General features: G+C 68.0%; 22 protein-coding genes. All 22 read left to right on the top strand.

What is annotated here, in order from left to right:
* The first annotated feature begins 2 nt into the window (after positions 1–2).
* The 22 genes from ACQKLX_RS07665 (at position 3) to ACQKLX_RS07560 (ending at position 23,644) form a co-directional block, all read left to right on the top strand.
* Entirely contained in the window at positions 3–947 is a 945-nt protein-coding gene (locus ACQKLX_RS07665; RefSeq protein ID WP_427360968.1) for an ABC transporter permease, read from the top strand.
* Positions 944–1,828 (top strand): ABC transporter permease, encoded by an 885-nt coding sequence (locus tag ACQKLX_RS07660; protein ID WP_427360966.1) that lies wholly within the window; start codon positions 944–946, stop codon positions 1,826–1,828. The genes ACQKLX_RS07665 and ACQKLX_RS07660 overlap by 4 nt, the downstream gene beginning before the upstream one ends.
* Positions 1,825–2,790, top strand: coding sequence for an ABC transporter ATP-binding protein (locus ACQKLX_RS07655; RefSeq protein WP_427360964.1), 966 nt, complete (start codon positions 1,825–1,827; stop codon positions 2,788–2,790). Before ACQKLX_RS07660 ends, ACQKLX_RS07655 begins: the two co-directional genes overlap by 4 nt.
* Complete coding sequence (locus tag ACQKLX_RS07650; RefSeq protein ID WP_427360962.1) at positions 2,787–3,659, top strand: ATP-binding cassette domain-containing protein; 873 nt, start codon at positions 2,787–2,789, stop codon at positions 3,657–3,659. Before ACQKLX_RS07655 ends, ACQKLX_RS07650 begins: the two co-directional genes overlap by 4 nt.
* Positions 3,646–5,721 carry a hydantoinase/oxoprolinase family protein gene (locus tag ACQKLX_RS07645; RefSeq protein WP_427360960.1) on the top strand — a complete coding sequence of 692 codons (2,076 nt, stop codon included), beginning with the start codon at positions 3,646–3,648 and terminating at the stop codon, positions 5,719–5,721. Before ACQKLX_RS07650 ends, ACQKLX_RS07645 begins: the two co-directional genes overlap by 14 nt.
* Positions 5,718–7,460 (top strand): hydantoinase B/oxoprolinase family protein, encoded by a 1,743-nt coding sequence (locus ACQKLX_RS07640; RefSeq protein ID WP_427360958.1) that lies wholly within the window; start codon positions 5,718–5,720, stop codon positions 7,458–7,460. The genes ACQKLX_RS07645 and ACQKLX_RS07640 overlap by 4 nt, the downstream gene beginning before the upstream one ends.
* Complete coding sequence (locus tag ACQKLX_RS07635) at positions 7,457–8,614, top strand: DSD1 family PLP-dependent enzyme (protein WP_427360956.1); 1,158 nt, start codon at positions 7,457–7,459, stop codon at positions 8,612–8,614. Before ACQKLX_RS07640 ends, ACQKLX_RS07635 begins: the two co-directional genes overlap by 4 nt.
* A 260-nt stretch (positions 8,615–8,874) precedes the next feature.
* On the top strand, positions 8,875–10,626 hold the full coding sequence (locus ACQKLX_RS07630) for an ABC transporter permease (RefSeq protein WP_427360954.1): 1,752 nt from the start codon (positions 8,875–8,877) through the stop codon (positions 10,624–10,626).
* A gap of 24 nt (positions 10,627–10,650) precedes the next feature.
* Positions 10,651–11,982, top strand: coding sequence for an ABC transporter ATP-binding protein (locus ACQKLX_RS07625; protein ID WP_427360952.1), 1,332 nt, complete (start codon positions 10,651–10,653; stop codon positions 11,980–11,982).
* A gap of 79 nt (positions 11,983–12,061) precedes the next feature.
* Entirely contained in the window at positions 12,062–13,138 is a 1,077-nt protein-coding gene (locus ACQKLX_RS07620; protein ID WP_427360950.1) for a sensor histidine kinase, read from the top strand.
* A complete protein-coding gene (locus ACQKLX_RS07615) occupies positions 13,131–13,757 on the top strand; it encodes a response regulator transcription factor (protein ID WP_427360948.1) in 627 nt (208 codons plus the stop codon). The genes ACQKLX_RS07620 and ACQKLX_RS07615 overlap by 8 nt, the downstream gene beginning before the upstream one ends.
* On the top strand, positions 13,754–14,674 hold the full coding sequence (locus ACQKLX_RS07610) for a LysR family transcriptional regulator (RefSeq protein WP_427360946.1): 921 nt from the start codon (positions 13,754–13,756) through the stop codon (positions 14,672–14,674). The genes ACQKLX_RS07615 and ACQKLX_RS07610 overlap by 4 nt, the downstream gene beginning before the upstream one ends.
* A gap of 86 nt (positions 14,675–14,760) precedes the next feature.
* A complete protein-coding gene (locus ACQKLX_RS07605) occupies positions 14,761–15,594 on the top strand; it encodes an NAD(P)-dependent oxidoreductase (RefSeq protein WP_427360944.1) in 834 nt (277 codons plus the stop codon).
* Positions 15,594–16,577, top strand: a complete 984-nt coding sequence (locus ACQKLX_RS07600; protein WP_427360942.1) for a Bug family tripartite tricarboxylate transporter substrate binding protein — start codon at positions 15,594–15,596, stop codon at positions 16,575–16,577. Before ACQKLX_RS07605 ends, ACQKLX_RS07600 begins: the two co-directional genes overlap by 1 nt.
* A gap of 3 nt (positions 16,578–16,580) precedes the next feature.
* The gene (locus tag ACQKLX_RS07595) at positions 16,581–17,663 is read left to right on the top strand and encodes a 4-oxalomesaconate tautomerase (protein WP_427360940.1); all 1,083 of its coding nucleotides are present in this window, start codon (positions 16,581–16,583) and stop codon (positions 17,661–17,663) included.
* 16 nt (positions 17,664–17,679) lie between these two features.
* Positions 17,680–18,402 carry a PIG-L deacetylase family protein gene (locus ACQKLX_RS07590; RefSeq protein ID WP_427360938.1) on the top strand — a complete coding sequence of 241 codons (723 nt, stop codon included), beginning with the start codon at positions 17,680–17,682 and terminating at the stop codon, positions 18,400–18,402.
* The gene (locus ACQKLX_RS07585) at positions 18,399–19,088 is read left to right on the top strand and encodes a 4-carboxy-4-hydroxy-2-oxoadipate aldolase/oxaloacetate decarboxylase (RefSeq protein ID WP_427360937.1); all 690 of its coding nucleotides are present in this window, start codon (positions 18,399–18,401) and stop codon (positions 19,086–19,088) included. Before ACQKLX_RS07590 ends, ACQKLX_RS07585 begins: the two co-directional genes overlap by 4 nt.
* A 51-nt stretch (positions 19,089–19,139) precedes the next feature.
* Complete coding sequence (locus tag ACQKLX_RS07580) at positions 19,140–20,312, top strand: ABC transporter substrate-binding protein (protein WP_427360935.1); 1,173 nt, start codon at positions 19,140–19,142, stop codon at positions 20,310–20,312.
* Positions 20,313–20,333: 21 nt separating this feature from the next.
* Positions 20,334–21,191, top strand: coding sequence for a branched-chain amino acid ABC transporter permease (locus ACQKLX_RS07575; protein WP_427360933.1), 858 nt, complete (start codon positions 20,334–20,336; stop codon positions 21,189–21,191).
* Positions 21,188–22,195 carry a branched-chain amino acid ABC transporter permease gene (locus ACQKLX_RS07570; protein ID WP_427360932.1) on the top strand — a complete coding sequence of 336 codons (1,008 nt, stop codon included), beginning with the start codon at positions 21,188–21,190 and terminating at the stop codon, positions 22,193–22,195. Before ACQKLX_RS07575 ends, ACQKLX_RS07570 begins: the two co-directional genes overlap by 4 nt.
* A complete protein-coding gene (locus ACQKLX_RS07565) occupies positions 22,192–22,944 on the top strand; it encodes an ABC transporter ATP-binding protein (protein WP_427360930.1) in 753 nt (250 codons plus the stop codon). The genes ACQKLX_RS07570 and ACQKLX_RS07565 overlap by 4 nt, the downstream gene beginning before the upstream one ends.
* A complete protein-coding gene (locus tag ACQKLX_RS07560; RefSeq protein ID WP_427360928.1) occupies positions 22,937–23,644 on the top strand; it encodes an ABC transporter ATP-binding protein in 708 nt (235 codons plus the stop codon). Before ACQKLX_RS07565 ends, ACQKLX_RS07560 begins: the two co-directional genes overlap by 8 nt.
* Positions 23,645–23,671: the final 27 nt, after the last annotated feature.

Here is a 23,671-nt window from a genome sequence, read left to right as displayed (position 1 = left end):
CCATGCTCCGCCTCGTCGCAGGCCGCATCGTCTCCTCGATCGGCACGCTGCTCTTCGTCGGCCTCGCGCTCTTTGCGCTGACACGATCCGGTCCGGGGTCCCCGGCCCGGATCGTGCTCGGGGCGGATGCAACGATTGAGCAGATCACGCAGTTCGAGCAGGCGCATGGCCTCGACCGGCCGTTCCTATCGCAATACGCCGCCTGGCTCGGCGATGTCATGCGCGGGGATTTCGGCAAGTCCTTCGTCACTGGCCGCGACGTCGCAGCCGAGATCGTCAATGCGCTGCCGGTGACGCTGTCGATCGTGCTCTTCGCCTTCCTGATAGCCCTCGTCTTCGGCATCGGCATCGGCGTGCTCGCGGCGCTCAAGCCGGGGGGCACCTTCGACCGGGTCAGCCGCTTCGTCTCGGTGCTCGGCCTGTCGATCCCGGCCTTCTGGCTCGGCATCGTGCTGATCCGCTTCCTCGCCGTCGACCTGCGCCTGCTGCCGCCCGGCGGCTATGTCCCGCTCTCGGCCGGCCTCAAGCTGCATTTGCAGAGCATCCTGATGCCTTCGCTCTCGCTTGCGGTCTACTACATCGCCGTATTGGCGCGGATGACGCAGGCGAGCCTGCAGGAGACCTTGCGCGGCGACTATGTCCGCACGGCCCGCGCCATGGGGCTATCGTCGCGCCAGGTCGTGTTCTACGCGCTGGTCAATGCGCTGCCGCCGGTGGTCAACCTCGCGGCGCTCTCCTTCGGCTACATGTTCGGCTGGGCGCTGATCATCGAGCAGGTCTTCAACATCCCCGGCCTGTCGCGGGCGTTGCTCAACGCGATTTCGCAGCGCGACTTCCTCTTGCTGCAGGGCATCGTCTTCCTATTCACAGCGATCTTCGTCTTCGCCAATCTCGGTGCCGACCTGATCAACCGCGTGCTCGATCCGCGCCAGAGGGCGGCGGCATGAGCAATTTGCGCAAAGCCCTCGATGGCCTCGACTGGAGCGGCTGGCTCGGTGCCGGCATCGTCGGGCTGATCGTGCTCGCTGCGATCTTCGCGCCGCTGATCGCGCCTTATGACCCGCTCGCGCTCAATATCGAGGACAGGCTGGTTGCGCCCGATGCCAGCCATTGGCTCGGCACCGACCAGGGTGGCCGCGATGTCCTCAGCCGCATTCTGTTCGGCGCGCGCGCCTCGCTATCGGTCGGGATCGGCGCGGTGTTGATCGGTGCCCTGATCGGCGTTTCCGCCGGGATCTTCGCCGCCTACAAGGGCGGGCTCGGCGAGCAGGTCGTGATGCGCATCGTCGACGGCGTCGCCTCGATCCCGCTGCTGGTCTGGGCGATCGCGATCGTCGGCGTCCTTGGTGTCGGCCCATTGCCAGTCGGGCCGCTGCTCCTGCCGAACGAGGTCAAGATCGTCGTCCTCGTCGGCTGCCTGTTCTCGCCGGTCTTCGCCCGCGTCACCTATGCGGTCGCCAAGCGCATCGCCGGGGCCGACTATGTCCGTGCCCGCTTCCTGCAGGGCGCTTCGCACTGGCAGATCATCATTGGCGACGTGCTGCCCAACTGCCTGTCGCCGATCATCGTGCAGGGCACGCTGCTGGTCGCGATCGGCATCGTCATCGAGGCCTCGATCAGCTTCGTCGGCCTCGGCGTGCAGCCGCCGCAGCCGAGCTGGGGCACCATGCTCTCCGATGCCCGCAGCGCGATCTATTCCGGCGAATGGTGGCTGCCGGTCTTCCCGGGCCTTGCCATCTCGCTGACCGTGATCGGCTTCAACCTCCTGGGTGATGCGGTGCGCGAGCTGTTCGATCCGCGCAGCGAAGCCAGGACGCTGGTCGCATGAGCCCGGTCCTGCTCCGCGTCGAGGGCCTGCGCGTCGGCTTTCGTTCAGCCGGTGGCGGCATGGTCGAGGCGGTGCGCGGCGTCGACTTTTCCGTCGCGCCTGGCGAAGCCGTCGGCATCGTCGGCGAATCCGGCTCGGGCAAGAGCCTCAGCATGCTCGCGGTGATGCGCCTGCTCGGTGCGCCGGCCCGCGCCACTGGCGGGCGCGTACTCTTCGACGGCGAAGACTTGCTCGTCGCCGATGAAAAGCGCGTGCGGGCGCTGCGTGGGCGCGACATCGCCATGGTCTTCCAGGACCCGCAGAGCTCGCTCAACCCGGCGCTGACTATCGGCCGCCAGATCACCGATGTAGTGCGGGCGCATCGCCATGTTTCGATCGGCGAGGCGCGGCGCATAGCGGCGGAAGCACTGGAGCGCGTCGGCATCCGTGATGCCGGCAAGCGCCTCGCCTCCTATCCGCATGAATTCTCCGGCGGCATGCGCCAGCGCGCGCTGATTGCGATGGCCATCGCCTGCCGGCCGCGCCTCTTGATCGCCGATGAGCCGACGACCGCGCTCGACGTCACCGTCCAGGCGCAGATCGTCGACCTGATCGCGGAACTGCGCCGCGAGCTCGGCCTCGCCGTCGTCTTCATCTCGCACAACCTGCAGCTCGTCGCCGAGATCGTCGATCGCGTCGTTGTGATGTATGGCGGCAAGGTCGTCGAGGACGGGCCGGTCGAGGCGATCGAGCGCGCCCCGCGCCATCCCTATACCAGCCTGCTCAAGGCCTGCGTGCCGAGCCTCTCGGGCCCGGTCGGCCCGCTCACCGCGATCGAGGGCGCGCCGCCGCGGCTCGGGCGCCTGCCGGTAGGCTGCCCCTTCTCGCCACGCTGCCCCGACGCCATAGAATCCTGCGCCAGTGAGATGCCGGCGCTGATCGCCGAAGCCGGACACCGCACCGCCTGCTGGAGGCCGCGATGACCGGCCCGATCCTGTCGCTGCGCGGCGTCTCGAAATCCTTCCCGCAAGGCGGGCTGCTCGATCGCTTGCTCGGACGCGACAGCCGGCTCGTCGCGCTCGACGAAGTCAGCCTCGACGTGATGCGCGGCGACGTCGTCGGCATCGTCGGCGAGAGCGGCTCAGGCAAATCGACTTTGGCAGGGCTCGCGGTCGGGCTGGCGCAGCCGACGTCCGGAGAGGTGTTGCTAGACGGCCAGTCGATGGCGGAGCTGATGCGCGACCATGCCGGGCCCTGGCGCCGGCGCGTGCAGATGGTCTTCCAGGATTCGAGCAGCGCACTGAACCCGCGCAAGAGCGTGGCGCGTTGCCTCGGCGAGACGCTGGCGCTGTGCGGCGTACCCAAGGCGCTGCGCGAGAGCGAGATCGCCGACCTGCTGACGCTGGTCGGGCTCGGCCCCGAGATCGGGGCACGCCTGCCGCATGAGCTCTCCGGCGGCCAGCGCCAGCGCATTGGTCTCGCCCGCGCCTTGGCGATGAAGCCGGAAGTGCTGATCGCCGACGAGCCGGTCTCGGCGCTCGACGTCTCGCTGCAGGCGCAGGTGATCAATCTGCTCTCGCGCCTCACGCGCGAGCTTGGCCTGACGCTGCTCTTCATCAGCCACGATCTCGCTCTGGTGCGTACGCTGTGCAGCCGCATCGTCGTGATGTGCAAGGGCGCGATCGTCGAGCAGGGACCTTGCCTCGATGTGCTGGGCCGCCCGCAGCACCCCTACACCCAAGCCCTCATCGCCGCCGTGCCGAAAGGCCTCGCCGGCCGGCGCACGCCGTTGCCGGTCCGTGCCGACGCGGCGGCTCCAGAACCCCGGGAAGACATCCATGGCGCAGCATAGCTACCGGATCGGCATCGATATCGGCGGAACCTTCACCGATGTCGTGGTCGCGCGCGACGACGGGCTGATCGAGACCCGCAAGGTGCCCTCGACCCCGGACGATTACAGCCGCGGCATCGCCCAGGCGCTGAAGGCGCTGGTCGAGGACTACCAGACCACGCCCGACCGCATCACCGGCATCGTCCATGCGACGACGGTCGCGACCAACGCCATCCTCGAATACAAGGGTGCCCGCACCGGGCTCCTGACGACTGCAGGCTTCCGCGACGTGCTCGAGATGCGCCGCCTGCGCATCCCGGTGCTCTACGACCTGCAATACGACAAGCCGAAGCCGCTGGCGGCGCGGCGCCTGCGGCTCGAGGTCAGCGAGCGGCTCGGCCCCGACGGTTCCGTGCGCGTGCCGCTGTCGCGTGAAGGCGTGATCGCGGCGGCGCAGCGCTTCCGCGAGGAGGGCGTCGAAGCGGTGGCGATCAGCTTCCTGCACGCCTACGCCGATCCCCGGCACGAGATCGAGGCTGAGGAGATCCTGCGGGCTGAGCTCGGGGAGGCCGTCTATATCTGCCGGGGCTCGGAGATCCTGCCGGAGATCCGCGAATACGAGCGGACCTCGACCGTGGTGGTGAACGCCTATATCGGCCCGGTCGTGCGCAACTATGCCAGCGCGCTGACGGCGCGGCTCGCCTCGATCGGCGTCACCTGCCAGGTCGAGATGATGCATTCCGGCGGCGGTATCATGCGGCTGGGCTCGGCGGTGAAGAGGGCGGCTTCGCTGGTCGAATCCGGTCCGGCCGCGGGCGTCATCGCCTGCGCGCGATTGGTCTCAGGCGGTGACGAGCCCAGCATCATCTCCTTCGACATGGGCGGCACCACCGCCAAGGCGGCTCTGATCGAGCATGGCGAACCGGCCCGCACCACCGAATACGAGGTCGGCGCTGGCATCAACCTGTCGAGCAAGCTGGTCAAGGGCGGCGGCTACCCGATCAAGATGCCCTTCATCGACGTCTCCGAGATCGGCGCGGGGGGCGGCAGCATCGTCGCCATCGACAAGATGAACCAGGTCTCGGTCGGCCCTCAGAGTGCAGGCGCATATCCGGGGCCCGTCTGCTACGGGCTGGGCGGCAAGCAGGCGACACTGACCGACGCCTTCCTGACACTCGGCTACATCAACGACGTGGCGCTGGCCGGCGGCAGCTTCCCGCTCAAGGCTGATGCCGGCCGCGCCGCGCTGAACGACCAGGTCGCCCGCCCGCTCGGCCTCGACCTCCAGCAGACGGCGCGCGGCGTGCTGACGCTCGCGGTCACCACCATGACGCGGGCGGTCAAGGCGGTCTCGACCTATCGCGGCCGCGATCCGCGCCAGGCGACCCTGGTCGCCTTCGGTGGCAATGGCCCGGTGGTCGCGGCGGAGGTCGCGATGGCGCTCGGCATCCGGCGCGTCATCGTCCCGCGAGCTGCCGGCGTTTTCAGCGCGCTCGGCCTGCTGCGTTCCGATGTCGAGCAGGAGTTCGTGCGGCCGTCGCGGCGGCGGGCAGGGGAACTCGACGATGCCGGGCTGGAACAGCTCTTCGCCGAACTCGGCACCGATGCCAGCCGTATCCTCGCGCTCGAAGGCTACGATCTCGCGCAGGCGGAGTTCCGCTATGCCGCCGACCTGCGCTATGTCGGGCAGGCCTATGAACTGACCGTACCGGCGAAACGCTTCGATCTCGCCGAGCTCAGCGAGCTGTTCCACCGCGAGCATGAGCGCACCTATGGCCATCGTTCGCAGAAGGATGCGGTCCATCTCGTCAACGCCCGCCTGACGGCGCGCCTGCCGCTGATAGCCCCCCGCCAGCAATTCGCGGCGGAAGCGCCTATGCGCCGGGCCGACCGGGCTGTCTCCTTCAACGCCGGCGGGGCCGCGGCCTCGATCGCCGTGATCGGCCGTGCCGATCTCGACGCGACGGCGCGGCGCGGGCCCTTCGTCATCGAGGAATACGACTGCACCTGCGTGGTCGGCCCCGGTCAGAGCGCGCGGCTCGATGAGGCCGGCAATATCGACATCGCCCTGGAGGCCGCATGAGCACGCGCGAGATCGACCCGATCACCCTCGAAGTGATCCGCAACGCGCTGGCCTCGACCGCCGACGAGATGGCGCTGATCGTGATGCGCTCGGCCTATTCGCCCGTCGTGCGCGACATCATGGACTACTCGACCGCGCTCTGCGACGCGAAGGGCCGGGTGATCGCGCAGGGCCTGACCCTGCCGATCCAGCTCTGCTCCTTCCCGCGGATCATGGGCTTCGTCCGCGAGCGCTATGGCGACGGGCTGAAACCGGGCGATGTGCTGATCGCCAACGACCCCTATGGCTCGGGCGGCCAGCATCTGCCTGACATCTACATCCTGAAGCCGATCTTCGTCGCCGGGCGACTCTCGGGTTTTGCCGCTACGGTGGCGCATCACACCGATCTCGGCGGCATCGTGCCCGGCAGCGTCGCGATCTATGCGACCGAGATCCAGCAGGAAGGCCTGCGCCTGCCGCTGCTCAAGCTCTATGATGCCGGCGAGCCGGTCGACGCCGTCTTCCGCATCCTCGAGGCGAACACACGTTCGCCGGTCGAGGTGCTCGGCGACATCCGCGCCCAGATCGCCGCCTGCAACGTCGCCGAGGAGGGGCTGAAGACGCTGATCGGCCGCTACGGCGCGCAGGAGCTGGATGCCTATATCGACGCACTGCACGACCATGCCGAGGCGATGATGCGCGACGTCATCCGCGCGCTGCCGAACGGCATCTATCGCGCCACCGACTATATCGACGGCGTCGGCGAGACCCCTGAGCCGCTGCCGATCGTCGCGACCGTCACCGTCGCCGACGACACGATCGACATCGACTTCACCGGCACGGCCGAGCAGGTCGCGGCCTCGATCAACTGCCCGATCTCGCTGCCGGAATCGGCCTCGTTCTGCGCCATACGCTGCCTGTCGCAGCAGGACATCCCGAATTGCGAGGGATATCTGCGGCCCATCACGGTCCGCGCGCCCGAGGGCTGCCTGGTCAACCCGCGCTATCCGGCCGCCTGCGGGGCGCGCGGCGTCGTCGGGTACCGCGTCTTCGATGTGATCATGCAGGCGCTCGCCCAGATCGTGCCCGAGCGGGCCATGGGCGGTTCCGAGGGCGGGCCCTATCTGCTGGCCGCCGGCGGCACGCATGAGGGGCGGCCCTTCGTGCTCAACGAGATGGTGGTCGGCACCTGGGGCGCCCGCGCCGGCAAGGACGGCATCGAGGGCATCTCCAACCCTGCCGCCAACCTCTCCAACCAGCCGGTCGAGATGATCGAAGCCGACATGCCGGTCGAGGTGCTGCGCTATGGGCTCGTGCCGGATACGGGCGGGCCGGGCGAGTTCCGCGGCGGGCTTTCCTTCGTCCGCGAGTTCCGCTTCCTCGCGCCGATCCGCTTCGTGCTGCGCGGTGATCGCCGCGACCATCCGCCCTTCGGCTTCGAGGGCGGCAGTCCCGGAGCGCCTTCCGCTCACCTCTTGATCCGCGCCGACGGCACGGAGCAGGGCCTGCCGACCATGCCGATGGAGAGTTTCACCGCACGCGCAGGCGACGTCTTCCGCCTGATCGGGGCCGGGGGCGGCGGCTATGGCGATGCGCTGCTGCGCGATCCCATTCGCGTCGAAGACGACCTACGGGAAGGGAAGGTCACGGCGGAGGGGGCCGCGCGCGACTACGGCGTGGTCTTCGCTGCCGATGGCGTGAGCATCGATCGCGACGCCACGACCCACCGACGCGTCGCACTTGCGGAGGCAAGGACATGAGCACGCCCTTGTTCGGTGCAGCTGCGCTCAACCAAAAACTCGTCGGCGTGCCCGCCGGCCGGGCGCGGCTGGAGACGCCGGTGGCCGTGCTCGACCTCGACCTGTTCGAGCACAATATCGCGCTGATGGCGCAGACCTGCCGCAAGGCCGGGCTCAACCTCAGGCCGCATGCGAAATCGCATAAATGCGCCGAGATCACCCGCCGGCAGATGGCAGCTGGGGCGCTCGGCAATTGCTGCGCCAAGCCGGGCGAATTGCTGGCACTGTTCGAGGGCGGTGTCCGGGACCTCCTGCTCAGCGCCCCGATCGCCAGCCCCGCCAAGATCGACGCGCTGGCGCGCGCTGCGGCGGCCGGTGGGCGCATCGGCGTTGTGGTCGATCGGGCCGCTCTTGCGACGGCTTATGCTGAGGCGGCGCAGCGACATGGCACGGCTTTCGACGTGTTGGTTGATCTCGATGTCGGGTTGAAGCGCAGCGGCGTTGCGACGCCGGCCGAGGCGGTCGAGCTGGCGAGGCTCGTATCCGGACTGGAAGGGCTGCGCTATCGCGGCGTCCAGGCCTATCAGGGCCGTGTCCAGCACATCGACGACTTCGCCGCGCGCCGTGCCGCCAACCAGGAGATGGGCCGGTTGCTTGCCTCAATGCTCCACGCTTTGCGCGAGGCAGGCTTCGCGCCGGAGATCGTCTCGGGCGGCGGCACCGGCAGCCATCTCCTCGATGGCGAGGACCGGTTGCTGACCGAGATCCAGGCCGGTTCCTATGTCTTCATGGACGAGGCCTATGACAGCGTCGACATGCATGGCCGCGGCGGGTCGGAGTTCAAGCCGGCGCTGCGCATCGCCGTCACCGTGATCGGCCACAGTTCGCTCGGCTTCGCCATCACCGATGGCGGCAGCAAGAGCTTTGCGCTCGACGGGCCGCCGCCACGTGTCTTCCTGAACGGCGCACTGGTCGGGCGGATCGAATGGTGCGGCGACGAGTTCGGCCGCATCCTGCCATCGGAAGGGCAGGGCGCGCTGCAGATCGGAACGGTCGTCGAATGCACGGTCCCGCATTGCGACCCGACGATCAACCTGCACGACGTGCTGCACGTCGTGCGCGGTGCCGATCTGGTGGCGCAATGGCCGGTCGAGGCGCGCGGCCGCGCCGATTGATCCAGAGCTGCCGGGCGTGGCGGCAGCGCTATACCAAGGTATCGGCCGCGATCCCATCGTCCGATTGATCGCGGCTGCTCCAGGGCGCAGAGAGCGGACGTCTTCGCGGCGCTGACCGCGAAGCGCTCCGCAACTACCGGCTTTCCGTCGCAGCAACGTGGCCATGCCTACCGATCGCGCGCAGCGACCACTGCGGCGCGCGTCGTCATGCGTGCCCGCTCGCTCGTTGGACGGCCCCACCGGGATCGAAGAGGTGGGCCATGGTGTCTACAATAAACCACGCGGCCCGCCGCAGCGCGCTCGCCACCCTGGCGCGCAACCGCGTCCTGCCCAATCTCTACGACCTCGCCGCGCTCGCACTGCTGGTCGCGCTCGCCGTCCTCGCGCTGCACGGCGCTGCGGCGATGCGTGCGCCGCTGCCCGGTCTCGTGGCGGAGCCGGTCGTGCTCGATCCGGCGCTGCTGCCGGATTATGCGCTGCGCACGACGATGCGGATGTTCGCGGCGATCATCGCCTCGCTGGTCTTCACCTTCACGATAGCGACGCTGGCGGCCAAGAGCCGGCGCGCCGAGATGGTGATCATCCCGGCGCTCGACATCCTGCAATCGGTGCCGGTGCTGGGCTTCCTGACCTTCACCGTCACCTTCTTCATGGGGCTGTTCCCGGGCAGCCAGCTCGGCGCCGAATGCGCCTCGATCTTCGCGATCTTCACCAGCCAGGCCTGGAACATGGCCTTCTCCTTCTACCAGTCGCTGCGGACGGTCCCGCGTGATCTCGACGAAGTCAGCCGCAGCTTCGGGCTGTCGTCCTGGCAGCGCTTCTGGCGGCTGGAGGCACCCTTCGCCATGCCCGGCCTGATCTGGAACACGATGATGTCGATGTCCGGCGGCTGGTTCTTCGTCGTCGCCTCCGAGGCGATCACCGTCGGCGATACCACCGTGCAGTTGCCGGGCCTCGGCTCCTGGCTGGCGCTCGCCATCAAGGAGCAGGACTTCGCCGCCGTGGCCTGGGCAGTGCTGGCGATGGCGATCGTGATCGGCCTCTACGACCAGCTGCTGTTCCGGCCGATCGTCGCCTGGGCCGACAAGTTCCGCTTCGAGCAGACCGCCGGCCAGCAGAAGCCGCGCTCCTGGGTCCACAGCCTCGCCCGGCGCACCCGCCTGCTCAAGCGCCTGACGGCTCCGCTCGCCTGGCTGGGCGGCCGGCTGCTGCTGGTGCGGTTCCGCGGTGCGCCGTCGGCGCGCCGTGAGGTCAGTGCCGGTACCGGCAAGGCGCTCGACCGGGCCTGGATCGCTCTAGTCCTCGGGCTCGGCTTCTGGGCGATGTGGACCGCCATCGTCTATCTCGGGCAGAGCCTGTCCTGGTCCGATGCCTGGGATCCGCTGGCGCGCGGCCTCGTCACGCTGCTGCGCGTCACCGTGCTGATCGCCGTCGCCAGCCTGATCTGGGTCCCGGTCGGCGTCTGGATCGGGCTGCGTCCGGCCGTCGCCGAGCGCGTCCAGCCGGTGGCGCAGTTCCTCGCCGCCTTCCCGGCGAACGTGCTGTTCCCGTTCACCGTCATCGCCATCGTCGCGACCGGCGCCAGCCCCGATATCTGGCTCTCGCCGCTGATGGTGCTCGGCACGCAATGGTACATCCTGTTCAACGTCATCGCCGGGGCGAGCGCCTTCCCGACCGATCTGCGCGAGGCGGCGAGCGTTTATCAGCTGCGCTCGTGGACCTGGTGGCGGCGCGTCATGCTGCCGGGGATCTTTCCCTATTACGTCACCGGTGCCCTTACTGCGTCCGGCGGTTCCTGGAACGCCAGCATCGTCGCCGAAGTCGCGAGCTGGGGCGACACCAGGCTCGAGGCCTATGGCCTCGGCGCCTATATCGCCAAGGCGACCGAGACCGGCGACTTCCCGCGCGTCGTGCTCGGCATCGCCGTCATGTCGCTCTTCGTCACGCTCTTCAACCGCCTGCTCTGGCGCCCGCTCTACGTGATGGCGGAACGCCGGATGCGCCTCGACTGACCCTTTTCGCAGGAGGATGCCGCCATGAACGAGATCGTAGCGACCCGCGATTTCAAGGCCGAGAAGGCCACTCCGCTCGTCAGCGCCAAAGAGGTCTGCCAGAGCTATGACAAGGGCGCGGCCGGCTCGCTCGTCGTGCTTGACAAGGTCGATGTCGAGCTCAGGCCCGGCGAGATCGTCGGCCTGCTCGGCCGCTCCGGCTCGGGCAAGTCGACGCTGCTGCGGGCGATCGCCGGGCTGATCCAGCCGAGCGGCGGCACCGTCACCTTCGAGGGGCGGACGGTGACCGGGCCCAGCTCGGGCGTCGCCGTGGTGTTCCAGAGCTTTGCGCTTTTCCCCTGGCTGAGCGTGCTGGAGAATGTCGAGCTCGGGCTGGAGGCGCAGGGCGTCGTACCGACCGAGCGGCGCAAGCGCGCGCTCGCGGCTATCGATCTGATCGGCCTCGACGGCTTCGAGAGCGCCTATCCGAAGGAGCTCTCCGGCGGCATGCGCCAGCGTGTCGGACTGGCGCGCGCCCTCGTGGTCCATCCCAAGGTGCTGCTGATGGACGAGCCGTTCTCGGCGCTCGACGTCCTCACCGCCGAGACGCTGCGCACCGATCTGCTCGACCTCTGGTGTGAAGGGCGGATGCCGATCGAGGCGATCCTGATGGTGACGCACAATATCGAGGAGGCCGTGCTGATGTGCGACCGCATCCTGATCTTCGGCTCCAATCCCGGCCGGGTCATCGCCGAGCTGAAGGTCGAGCTGCCGCAGCCGCGTGGCCGCCTCGATCCCGCCTTCCGCACTCTGGTCGAGGACATCTATGCCCGCATGACCGCGAAGGCCGGCACGCCGGCGCGCGACGGCTTCTTCCCCGGCACCGGCATCACCATGGCGCTGCCACGGGTCTCGACCAATCTGATGGCGGGGCTGATCGAGACGATCGCGGGCGCGCCCTATCAGGGCGAGGCAGACCTGCCGCCGCTCGCGGCCGAATTGCATCTGGAGATCGACGACCTCTTCCCGGTCGCCGAGACGCTGCAGCTGCTGCGCTTCGCCGATCTCGAAGGCGGCGACATCAGGCTGACCGCCGCGGGCTTACGCTTCGCCGACAGCGATGTCGACGGCCGCAAGCGCCTCTTCGCCCAGCAGCTCGCGGCCTATGTGCCGCTTGCCGCCCATATAAGGCGGGTGCTCGACGAGCGCTCCAGCCACAGGGCTCCGGCAAGGCGCTTCCGCGACGAGCTGGAGGACCATATGTCGGAGGACTATGCCGCGACGACCTTGAAGGCGGTGACGAACTGGGCCCGCTATGGCGAATACTTCGCCTATGACGAGGATGCCGACCTGTTCACGCTGGACAATCCGAGCTGATGCCCGGGCTGGACAGACCGGCTTGCGGCCTGTCTTGTCCGAGAGGTTGGTCCGACGGGCCGGCGGCGAAGGGCGGGGCATGATGCGCGATCGCGAGCGCATGCGCATCGAAAGACCATGGCTCTGGCTCGGCCTGATCACGGCGATGGCTGCGATCTTCGCAGGCGACACCTTCACCAATCTGGAGATCGCGGTTGCCGTCCTCTATGTCGCGGTGATTCTGGTCTCCGTGAGGTTCGACCGGCCGGTCGTGGTCGTCTCGTTCGGCGCCGCCAGCGCTGTGCTGACGGTGCTGAGCTATCTGCTGACGCCGCGCGGGGTGCAGGAGTCCGGGTTGGCGAATGGAGCGCTGAGCCTGATCGCCATCGGCGCGACCACTTATCTCGCCTTACGGATCGAGGCTGCCGAGGCACGGGTTCGGCAGACCCAAGCCGAGCTGGCGCATATGTCCCGAGTCACCACCATGGGCGAATTGACCGCTTCGATCGCGCATGAGGTCAGCCAGCCGCTCGCCGGCATCGTTGCCAGCGGTCATGCCGCTCTACGCTGGCTCGCGGCGACGCCGCCCGATGCGGGCGAGGCCAGGCGGGCACTGCAGCGCGTCGTCGCCGATGCCGACCGGGCCGGCGAGGTGATCGGGCGCGTGCGCAACCTCGTGGCTAAGGCCCCGCCTTCGCGCGACAGGCTCGACATGGTTGCCCTGATCGAGGACGTCCTTGCCTTGACCCGCGGCGAGCTGCGCAGGCATCGCGTGGTGCTCCAGACCGATCTGGCCGATGACCTGCCGCAACCGCTGGGCGACAAGGTCCAGCTGCAGCAGGTCGTGCTCAACCTGGTGATCAATGCAGTCGAGGCGATGGGCGGGCTGGAGACAGGGCCCCGCGACCTGCTCGTCGGCGCGGCCAGCGATGGCCGCACGATCACGGTGAGCGTCCGTGACACCGGCATCAGCCTGTCGCCGGCCGCGATCGAGCAGGTCTTCGAGGCCTTCCACTCGACCAAGCCCGGCGGGATGGGCATGGGCCTGGCGATCAGCCGCTCGATCGTCGAGGCGCATGGCGGGACGATCTATGCCGCCGTCAATCATCCGCGCGGCATGGTCTTCGGCTTCACCTTGCCGGTTGCCGGCACGACATCGGACGAACGCCGTGGATAAGCCAGCGACCGTTTTCGTCGTCGACGACGACGTCTCCGTCCGCGAAGGGCTCGACAGCCTGTTCCGCTCGGTCGGCTATGCGGTGTCGGCTTTCGCTTCGGTGCGGGAGTTTGCGCTGGCGCGGCGGCCCGACACGCCCTCCTGCCTCGTCCTCGACGTCAGGATGCCCGGCCCGAGCGGCATGGATTTCCAGGCGGAGCTTTCCGCGCTGAACGATCCGGTCCCGATCGTCTTCCTGACCGGCCATGGCGACGTGCCGATGGCGGTGCGGGCGATCAAGGCCGGCGCGGTCGAGTTCCTGCTGAAGCCGTTCCGCGAGCAGGATCTGCTGGATGCGGTGCGTGTGGCGATCGAGAAGGACGAGGCCAGGCGTCGTGACGAGGCGGCGCTCGCCGAGCTGAAAGAGCGCTTCGCGACGCTGACAGCGCGGGAGAAGGAGGTGCTCGCCTTCGTCGCCCAAGGCCGGCTCAACAAGCAGATCGCGGCCGATCTCGGCTTGAGCGAGGTGACCGTGAAGGTGCATCGCGGCCAGGTGATGCGGAAGATGGGCGCCGCGACTTTGGCCGAACTGGTCCGACTCGCCGATCTCATCTCCGGCAAGAGGAGGGCGGTCCGATGAGGGTGGACGTTCTCGGGCTGCAGGCCTTCGTCAGCATCGCCGAGCGCGGCAGCTTTCGCGCTGCCGCCTCGCATCTCAACCTGTCGCAGACGGCGCTCAGCCACCGCATCCGCAAGCTGGAAGAGTCGTTGGGTACGCCGCTCTTCCTGCGGACGACCCGGCAGGTCTCGTTGACCGCGGCCGGCACGACGCTGCTGCCGCGGGCGCGGCGCATCTTCGAGGACTTGGGGTTCGCCATCAACGAGGTCAGGGTCGAGCTGCGCGAGGGCGATGAGCAGGTCTCGCTCGGCTGCCTGCCGACGGTGGCGGCGCATTGCATGCCGGGGGTGATCGCTGCCTTCGCGGCACGCCATCCCGGCGTCGGTGTCCGCATCCACGACAACTCCGCCTCCGAGATCGCCGACAAAGTCCAGTCCGGCGAGGCCGAATTCGGCGTCACTATCGTCGCCGCCAACCGCTTTGACCTGGAGCTGAAGCCGGTCGTCAAGGAGCCTTTCGTGCTGGTCAGCCATCGCTCGATGCCGCTGGCGCAGGCGCCTTCGCTGACCTGGGCGCAATTGCAGGGAGAGCCGCTGGTCCGGATCAGCGCCGAGACCGGCAACCGCATCCTGATCGACGATGCGCTGGGGGCCAGGCGCGAGAGCCTGACCTGGCGCTACGAGGTCCAGCGCGTCGTCACCGCCGTCAGCCTGGTGCGCTCGCGCATCGGCTACGCGGTGGTGCCGCAGCTTTCGCTCGATGTCGTCGATGCCGGAGAGCTGGTCGCTATTCCCCTGCGCTCGCCGGCTGTGACCCGCACGCTTGGCATCATCACGCGCAAATCAGTGCCGCTGCGCCCGGTGACGCGTGACCTGATCGCGCTGCTGAGCCAGGTGCTGAAGCGCAGCATCGTGCCGCGGCGAGATGAAGAAAAGTAATCAATCGCTGCATTCTTATCATTTGATGGCAGAATGACTTTGGTCGAACCTCGCGACGGGACGAAACGCGCGAGGAGAGGCCAGCAATGGCAGGCGCCAACACAACGGCGATCGCCTTCATCGGCTTCGGCGAGGTCGGCCAGACCTTTTCGCGCGGCCTGCTGGCGAATGAAGGCGTCGCCATCCGCGCCTATGATCTGCTCTTTGGCAGCGAAGCCGGCACCCGTCTGGAAGCCGCTGCGGAGGGGCTTGGCGTTACCCGAGCAGTCTCCGCGCAAGAGGCCTGCGCGGGGGCAGCCTTCGTGTTCTCGGCCGTCACCGCCGATCGCGCAGAGGCGGTGGCGAGCAAGGCGGCGTCCTGGCTGAAGCCGGGGCAGGTCTTCGTCGACGTCAATTCCGCGGCACCCTCGACGAAGCAGCGGGCGGCCGAGGCTGTGATCGCCAGCGGTGCCGACTATCTCGAAGCTGCGGTGATGGCGCCGGTGCTGAAGCCCGGGCTCAATGTCGCGATCCTCAGCGGTGGCCCCAAGGCGCAGGCCGTATCCGAGGCGCTGAACGAACTCGGCATGAACCTGACGCCGGTCTCTGAGATCTATGGCCGGGCTTCGGCGATGAAGCTCTGCCGCTCGATCGTGATCAAGGGGCTGGAGGCGCTGATGGTCGATTGCGCCGCCGCCTGCGAGACCTGGGACGTCAAGGACCCCGTCTTCGCCAGCCTGCATGCGACCTTCCCGTCGATCGATTTCCATGCGCTCGCCGCCGATATGCGCGAGCGTGTCGCCACCCATGGCGTGCGCCGCTCGGCCGAGATGCGCGAGGCAGCGGAGATGCTCGGCGTTGCGGGGCTCCATCCCGGCCTGGCCCAGGCGATCGCCGACGCCCAGCTGCGCGGCGCTCGCCGCAAGGAGGGCGCCCGGTGATGTTGGATCGTCGCTCTGTCCTCGCCGGCCTGGGGCTTGCCGGCTTCGCCGGCCTTGGGCCAGCAAGCGCCCAGCAGGCCTGGCCGAACCAGCTCATCCGTATCGTCGTCCCGTTCACGCCTGGCGGCAGCACCGACGTGCTGGCGCGGGTGATCGCCGCCAAGCTCGAGCAGATCATCCCGAGCAAGGGCTTCGTTATCGAGAACCGTCCGGGCGCCGGAGGCATGAACGCGTCAGGACAGGTGGCCAGGTCCGAGCCTGACGGCCACACGCTGATGATGGGCCATATCGGCACGCTGGCGTTCGCGCCCTCGCTCTATGCCAATGTGCCCTATGACCCGGTCAAGGATTTCCAGCCGATCGCGCTCGTCGCCATGCTGCCGAACATCCTGGCGATCAATCCGAAGCTGCCGGCCAAGACGCTCAGCGAGTTCATCGCTTACGCCAAGGCGAATCCCGGCAAGCTGAACTACAGCTCCGGCGGGCAGGGCAGTGCCGCCCATATCGCCACCGCTTATTTCTGCCATCGCGCCGGCATCGAGGCGACGCATGTGCCTTATCGCGGCACCGCGCCCTCAGTGAACGACATCGTCGCCGGCAATATCCAGTTCACACTAACCGGCGGGCCGGCCGTGTTGCCCCTGGCGGAGGGCGGCCAGCTCCGGGTGCTCGGCGTCGCCGCGCGCGAACGGGTCGGCTTCGCGCCCGATTTGCCGACCCTGTCCGAGAGCGGCCTGCCGGATTTCGAGGCGGTGCAATGGTACGGGATCGTCGCGCCAGCACGTACGCCGCGCCCGGTCGTCGACCGGCTCAACCGCGAGATCAACACGCTGCTCGGCCAGCCGGACTTCGCTGCGACGCTCGCCAAGGACGGCGCCATCGCCCGGCCGGAGACGCCGGAAGGTTTTGGCAAGCTGATCGCCTCCGAACTCGCGCTCTGGCGCGAGGTGATCATCCGCGCCGGCATCAAGGCGGCGGAGTGAGCGATGGGCCAACTTGCCATCCCCTGCATGCTGATCCGCGGCGGCACCTCCAAGGGCGCCTATTTCCTGCGTGACGACCTGCCGGCTGATATCGCTGCGCGCGACGCGGTCCTGCTCGCGGTGATGGGCTCGCCCGACAAGCGCCAGGTCGATGGGCTCGGCGGCGCCCACCCCCTGACCAGCAAGGTCGCGATCGTTTCGCCTTCGGACGAGCCCGGATGCGATATCGATTTCCTGTTCGCGCAGGTCGGCGTCGAGACGGCTTCGGTCGATACCACCCCGAACTGCGGCAACATCCTCGCCGGGATCGGGCCGTTCGCGCTTTCGCGTGGACTGGTGAAGGCGAGTGGTGCGCGCACGACGGTGCGGGTCCGGACGATCAACACCGGCACCATCGCCGACCTCACCATGGATACGCCGGACGGTGAGGCGAGCGCGGAGGGTTCCGCGCGCATCGACGGCGTGCCGGGGACCTCGGCGCCGATCGATATCGGTTTTCTCGATGCGGAGGGCTCGGTCTGCGGATCGCTTTTGCCAACCGGCAATGTCGTCGATGTGATCGAGGGCGTGCCCTGTACGCTGATCGACAACGGCATGCCGGTGGTCGTGATGCGGGCTACGGATGTCGGGCGCACCGGCTATGAGCCGCGCGATCAGCTCAACGAGGATGCCGAGCTGAAAGCCCGGATCGAGGCGATACGCCTCGCGGCGGGGCCGCTGATGAATCTCGGCGACGTCGCGAAGAAGGTGGTGCCGAAGATCGCGCTGGTTGCGCCGCCGCAAGCGGGCGGGGCGATCTCGACGCGCAGCTTCATCCCGCATGAATGTCATGCCTCGATCGGCGTCTTCGCCGCGGTGACGGTCGCGACCGCCGCCGTGCTGCCGGGTTCGCCTGCCGCTTCCGTCGTCGTGATGCCGGGGGGGCGCGAGCGTACCCTCTCGGTCGAGCATCCGACCGGCGAGTTCACGGTCACGCTGACGGTCGGCGGAAGCGGGGAGCAGCCGGTTGTCGAGCGGGCCGGGCTACTGCGGACAGCGCGTATCCTGATGGCGGGGCAGGCCTTCGTGCCGGCCGGCAGAGTGTGAGAGAGGAGCGCACGCAATGAGCGCCCAGAAGACAGGGCTGGTGATCACGGCTCATCCCGGCGATTTCGTCTGGCGCGCCGGTGGCGCCATCGCGCTGCACGTCAAACGCGGCATGCGCGTCAAGATCCTCTGCCTGTCCTATGGCGAGCGCGGCGAGAGCCAGTTCGCCTGGAAGAAGGCGGGCGTGCAGATGGCGGAGGTCAAGGCGCAGCGCCGCGAGGAGGCGGAAGCGGCTGCAACAGAGCTCGGCGCCGAGATCGAGTTCATGGATGCCGGCGACTATCCGCTGCGCACCACCGAGCCGATGCTGGAGCGCGCCATCGACATCTTCCACGAGCTGAACCCGAGCTTCGTGCTGACCCATGCGCTCGAAGACCCCTATAATGTCGACCATCCCGAGGCGACGCGCTTCGCCCAGGAGGCCCGCATCATCGCGCAGGCGGCTGGCCACAAGCCCGATCCCAGCCGCGCCTATGCCGCCCCGCCGGTCTTCCTGTTCGAGCCGCATCAGCCCGAGCAGTGCAATTTCAAGCCGAACGTGATCCTCAACATCGACGAGGTCTGGGAGCAGAAGCGCAAGGCGTTCGAGATCCTCGCGGCGCAGAAGCATCTCTGGGAATACTACACCCGCGTCGCGCTGAACCGCGGCATGCAGGGTGGCCGCAACTCCGGCAAGGCGATGACCTATGGCGAGGCCTATCAGCGCCTCTTCCCGGAAGCGCTGGAGACGCTGGCATGAACCCCGTCGTCATCCGCACCAGGAAGCGCGCCCCGACTGCGGCGATGGCCGATCTCGCCGCGCTCGGCGTCTCCACCACGCATGAGGCGATGGGCCGGAGCGGCCTGCTGAAGCCCTATATGCGGCCGATCTATGCCGGCGCCCAGATCGCCGGCGGGGCGGTGACGGTGCTGGCCCAGCCCGGCGACAACTGGATGATCCATGTCGCGATCGAGCAGGTGCAGCCCGGCGACGTGCTCGTGGTCGCCTGTACGACCGACAACACCGACGGCATGTTCGGCGACCTGCTTGCCACCTCGCTGAAGGCGCGCGGTGGCATCGGCCTCGTCATCGACGCCGGCGTCCGCGATGTGCGCACGCTGACCGAGATGGGCTTCCCGGTCTGGTCTCGGGCGATCTCGGCTAAGGGTACGGTCAAGGCCACCCTCGGCTCGGTCAACGTGCCCGTGGTCTGCGCCGGGGCGCTGATCCATCCGGGCGATGTGATCGTCGCCGACGATGACGGTGTCGTCGTTGTGCCGCGGCGCGAGGCCGAGGCGGTCGCCGCCGCCGGCCGTAAGCGTGAGGCCAATGAAGACGAAAAGCGTAGACGCCTGGCTGCTGGCGAACTCGGGCTGGACATGTACGCTATGCGCGACGGCCTCGCCAAAGCGGGCCTCGTCTATCGCGACGACGACAGCGAATAATCCAAGGAAAGCCCCGGCAAGGGGCTCGGCTAAACACTCGGGAGGAACGACATGACCATTCGCAGGACTGTTCTCAAAGGAATGCTCGGCCTTGCGCTGGCCACTTCGGTCAGCGGCGCGGCTCTGGCGCAGGATGCGGTCAAGATCGGCCTGATCCTGCCGATGACCGGCCCCTTCGCCTCGACCGGCCGGCAGATCGCCGCTGCCGCCAATCTCTATATCCAGGAGAAGGGCGCGACCGTCGCCGGCAAGAAGGTCGAGCTGATCGTCAAGGACGATACCGGCACCGCCGACGTCACCCGCCGCATCGCGCAAGAACTGATCGTCAACGACAAGGTCACCGCCATTGCCGGCTTCGGCCTGACGCCGCTGGCGCTCGCGACCGCGCCGCTGGCGACGCAGGCCAAGACGCCGATGGTGGTGATGGCGGCGGCGACCGGGATCATCACCGAGCGCTCGCCCTTCATCGTGCGCACCAGCCAGGTCGTGCCGCAGATCGGCTCGCCCTTCGGAACCTGGATCGCCAAGCAGGGCACCAAGCGCGTCATCACCATCGTCTCCGATTACGGCCCCGGCCATGACGTCGAGAGCTCGTTCTCGGAGGCTTTCAAGGCCGGCGGCGGCCAGGTCGAGAACATTCGCGTGCCCCTGCAGAACCCGGACTTCTCGCCCTTCCTGCAGCGCGTCGCCGACGCCAAGCCGGAGGCGCTGCTGGTCTTCGTGCCGTCCGGCGTCGGTGCCCAGTTCATGAAGCAGTTCGTCGAGCGCGGCCTCGACAAGAGCGGCATCAAGCTGATCGGTACCGGCGATTTGACCGACGACGACATCCTCAACGGCATGGGCGACATCGCGCTCGGCGTCATCACCGCCCAGCACTATTCGGCCTCGCATGACAGCCCGGAGAACAAGGCCTTCGTCGAGGGCTTCAAGAAGGCCAATCCCGGCCTGCGCCCGAACTTCATGGCGGTCGGCGGCTATGACGGCATGCACGCGCTCTATGAGGGTCTGAAGAAGACCAAGGGCGAAGGCGGCGAGGCGCTGGTCACCGCGATGAAGGGGATGAGCTGGACGAGCCCGCGCGGGCCGATCTCGATCGATCCCGAGACGCGCGACATCATCCAGAACGTCTATATCCGCAAGGTCGAGCGCGTGAACGGCGAGCTCTATAATCAGGAGTTCGAGACGATCCCGAACGTCAAGGATCCGACCAAGGCGAAGAAGTAAGCCGGCCAGGGCGGATCCGACGTGCTCACCATCCTGTTCGACGGCGTCGCCTACGGCATGATCCTGTTCGTGCTGGCCTGCGGGCTGTCCGTGACCATGGGGTTGATGAACTTCATCAACCTCGCCCACGGCGCCTTCGCCATGTTCGGCGGCTACGTCACCGTGCTGGCGATGCAGCGGCTCGGCCTGCCGTTCCTGATGGCATTGCCAGCGGCCTTCCTTGCCGCCGCGCTGGCGGGGCTGGTGCTGGAGCGGCTGGTGTACCGGCCGATGTACGCCAAGAGCCATCTCGACCAGGTGATGTTCTCGATCGGGCTGGTGTTCATGGCGGTCGCCGGCGCCGACTACCTGATGGGCTCGAGCCAGCAATTCGTGCAGCTGCCGGCCTGGCTGAGCGGGCGCTTCGATGTCGCCGGCATCGGGGTCGGCCGCTACCGGCTCTTCATCATCCTGCTCTGCGGCGCGCTGGCCTTCGCGATGCAATGGGGCTTCACGCGCACCCGCTTCGGCAGCCGGCTACGCGCCGCGGTCGACGATGCCAGGGTGGCACGCGGCCTCGGCATCCCCGTCAACCGGCTGTTCGCGCTGACCTTCGCCTTTGGCTCGGGCCTTGCCGGGCTAGGTGGCGCGCTCGGCATCGAATTGATGGGGCTCGATCCGACCTTTCCGCTGAAATTCATGATCTACTTCCTGATCGTCGTGACGGTCGGCGGCACCTCGACGATCTCCGGACCGTTCTTCGCGGCGATGCTGCTCGGGGTCGCCGATGTCGCCGGCAAGTACCTGGTGCCGCAGCTCGGCGCTTTCATCATCTATGCGCTGATGGTCGTCCTGCTGATCACCCGGCCGCACGGCCTCTTCGCCAGGGGACGGGCATGAGCGGGGAGAGCATCGAGGCGCGCGTCCAGCGCTCGCTCTATGGCGCGCGGCGCTGGCACCCGGCCGAGATCGTGTTCTGGGTCCTGGCGCTGGCCGCCTTCTTCCTGCTGCCGCGCCAGCTCCTAATCCTCAACGAGATCGCGATCCTCGGGCTGTTCGCGCTCTCGCTCGACCTGATCCTCGGCTATGCCGGCATCGTCTCGCTCGGGCATGCCGCCTTCTTCGGTTTCGGCGCCTATGCCGCCGGGCTGTTCGCCAAGCATGCCAGCGCCGATCCGCTGGCGGGATTGGCGGTCGGCATGGGCGCTGCCGGTTTGCTCGGCCTCATCACCAGCCCACTGATCCTGCGCGGCAGCGACCTGACGCGGCTGATGGTGACGCTCGGCGTCGCGCTGATCCTGGGGGAATTGGCGAACTCGCTCGGCTGGCTCACCGGCGGCGCCGACGGTCTGCAAGGCATCATGATGGGGCCGGTGCTCGGCTTGTTCGAGTTCGATATCTTCGGCCGTGTCGCCTATCTCTATTCGCTCGCCGTGCTCTTCGTGCTGTTCGTGCTGGCGCGGCGCATTGTGAGCTCGCCCTTCGGCCTGTCGCTGCGGGCGATCCGCGACAATCCCCTGCGCGCCTCGGCCTCGGGCGTGCCGCTGCACTGGCGGCTGGTTGCGGTCTATACGCTCGCGGCGGCTTATGCCGGGGCGGCCGGGGCGCTGCTCGCCCAGACCACGCAGTTCGTCTCGCTCGACGTGCTCGCCTTCCATCGCTCGGCCGACCTGATGCTGGTGCTGATCATCGGCGGCGCCGGCTATCTCTATGGCGGGCTGATCGGTGCGGTCGCCTTCAAATTGCTGCAGGACGTGATCGCGAGCTTCACGCCGCAATACTGGATGTTCTGGATCGGTCTGTTCCTCGTCCTGTTCGTGCTCGGCGGACGCGAGCTGATCCACGGTGGGATCAAGGCTGTGGTCGGCCGGATCGGGGGCCTCGGCCGGAGGTCGCCGACATGAGCGTGGCGCTCCAGACCTTCGATCTCTGCAAGAGCTTCGGCGGCATCACTGCGACCGATCATGTCGATTTCACCCTGGCGAAGGGCGCGCGCCACGCGCTGATCGGCCCGAACGGCGCCGGCAAGACCACCTTCGTCAACCAATTGACCGGGGTGCTGCGCCCGAGTTCCGGCCGGGTCGAACTGATGGGCGAGGACATCACCACGCTGCCGCGCGAGGCGCGGGTTGGGCGCGGGCTGGCGCGGACCTTCCAGATCAACCAGCTCTTCGGAACGATGACGCCGGTCGAGATGATCGCGCTGGTTACTTCCGAGCGGCTCGGCCGCGGCCGGCAGTCCTTGCGGGCGCTCGATCGGGACAAGGAACTCGTCGCCGAAACGGCCGAAATCCTTGCCCGCTTCAAGCTCGACGACATCATGGACGAGCGCATCGCGACCTTGCCCTATGGCAAGCAGCGGCAGATCGAGATCGCCGCCGCTTTCGCGGCAAGGCCGAGCGTGCTGCTGCTCGACGAGCCGGCGGCGGGCGTACCGGAGGCGGAGCGGCGCGAGTTGATGGCGACGGTCGCCGGTCTGCCGGAGGACGTCTCCGTCCTATTGATCGAGCACGACATGGACCTCGTCTTCCGTTTCGCGACGCGGATCACCGTGCTGGTCAATGGCCGCCTGCTCGCGGACGGTACGCCGAGCGAGATCGCCAACGATCCGGCGGTGCGCGCCGCCTATCTCGGGGAGCACGGCCATGGCTGAGCTCCTCAATGTCGAACGCCTCAGCGCCGGCTATGGCGAGGCCCAGGTGCTGTTCGACATCGATCTCTCGCTCGCCGAAGGGCGTTCGCTCGCTCTGCTCGGCCGCAACGGCGTCGGCAAGACCACCTTGGTCAACAGCATCATCGGCGTCACCCGCCGGCGCGGCGGCAGGATCGTGCTGGCTGGGCGCGACCTCACTACGGCCTCGCCCGAGCAGCGCGCCCATGCCGGCATCGGCTGGGTGCCGCAGGAGCGCAACATCTTCAAGTCGTTGACTGTGCTGGAGAACCTGACCGCCGTGGCGACGCCGGGCGCGTGGACGACGCAGCGCGTCTTCGCGATGTTCCCGCGCCTCGCTGAGCGCAAGGCCAATCTCGGCAACCAGCTCTCGGGCGGCGAGCAGCAGATGCTGGCGATCGGCCGGGCGCTGATGCTCAATCCCAAGCTGCTGCTCCTGGACGAGCCGACCGAGGGTCTCGCGCCGATCATCGTCGAGGAATTGCTACGTGCCTTGAAGCGATTGGTTCGCGAGGAGGGGCTCTCGGCGATCGTGATCGAGCAGCACGCCCGCAAGATCCTCGAACTCACCGACGAGGCGATCGTGCTCGAGCGCGGCCGCATCGTCCTCGCCGCGGGGAGTGCCGAGCTCCTCGCCGATCCGTCACGGCTGGAGCGCCATCTCGGCCTCGCAGCCGCCTGAATCAACGACAGAACCAGGGAAAGGAAA

Source organism: Allobosea sp. NPDC003192, from assembly GCF_050275675.1.
Lineage (GTDB): Bacteria > Pseudomonadota > Alphaproteobacteria > Rhizobiales > Beijerinckiaceae > Allobosea.
This window is presented reverse-complemented; position numbering and strand designations above follow the sequence as displayed.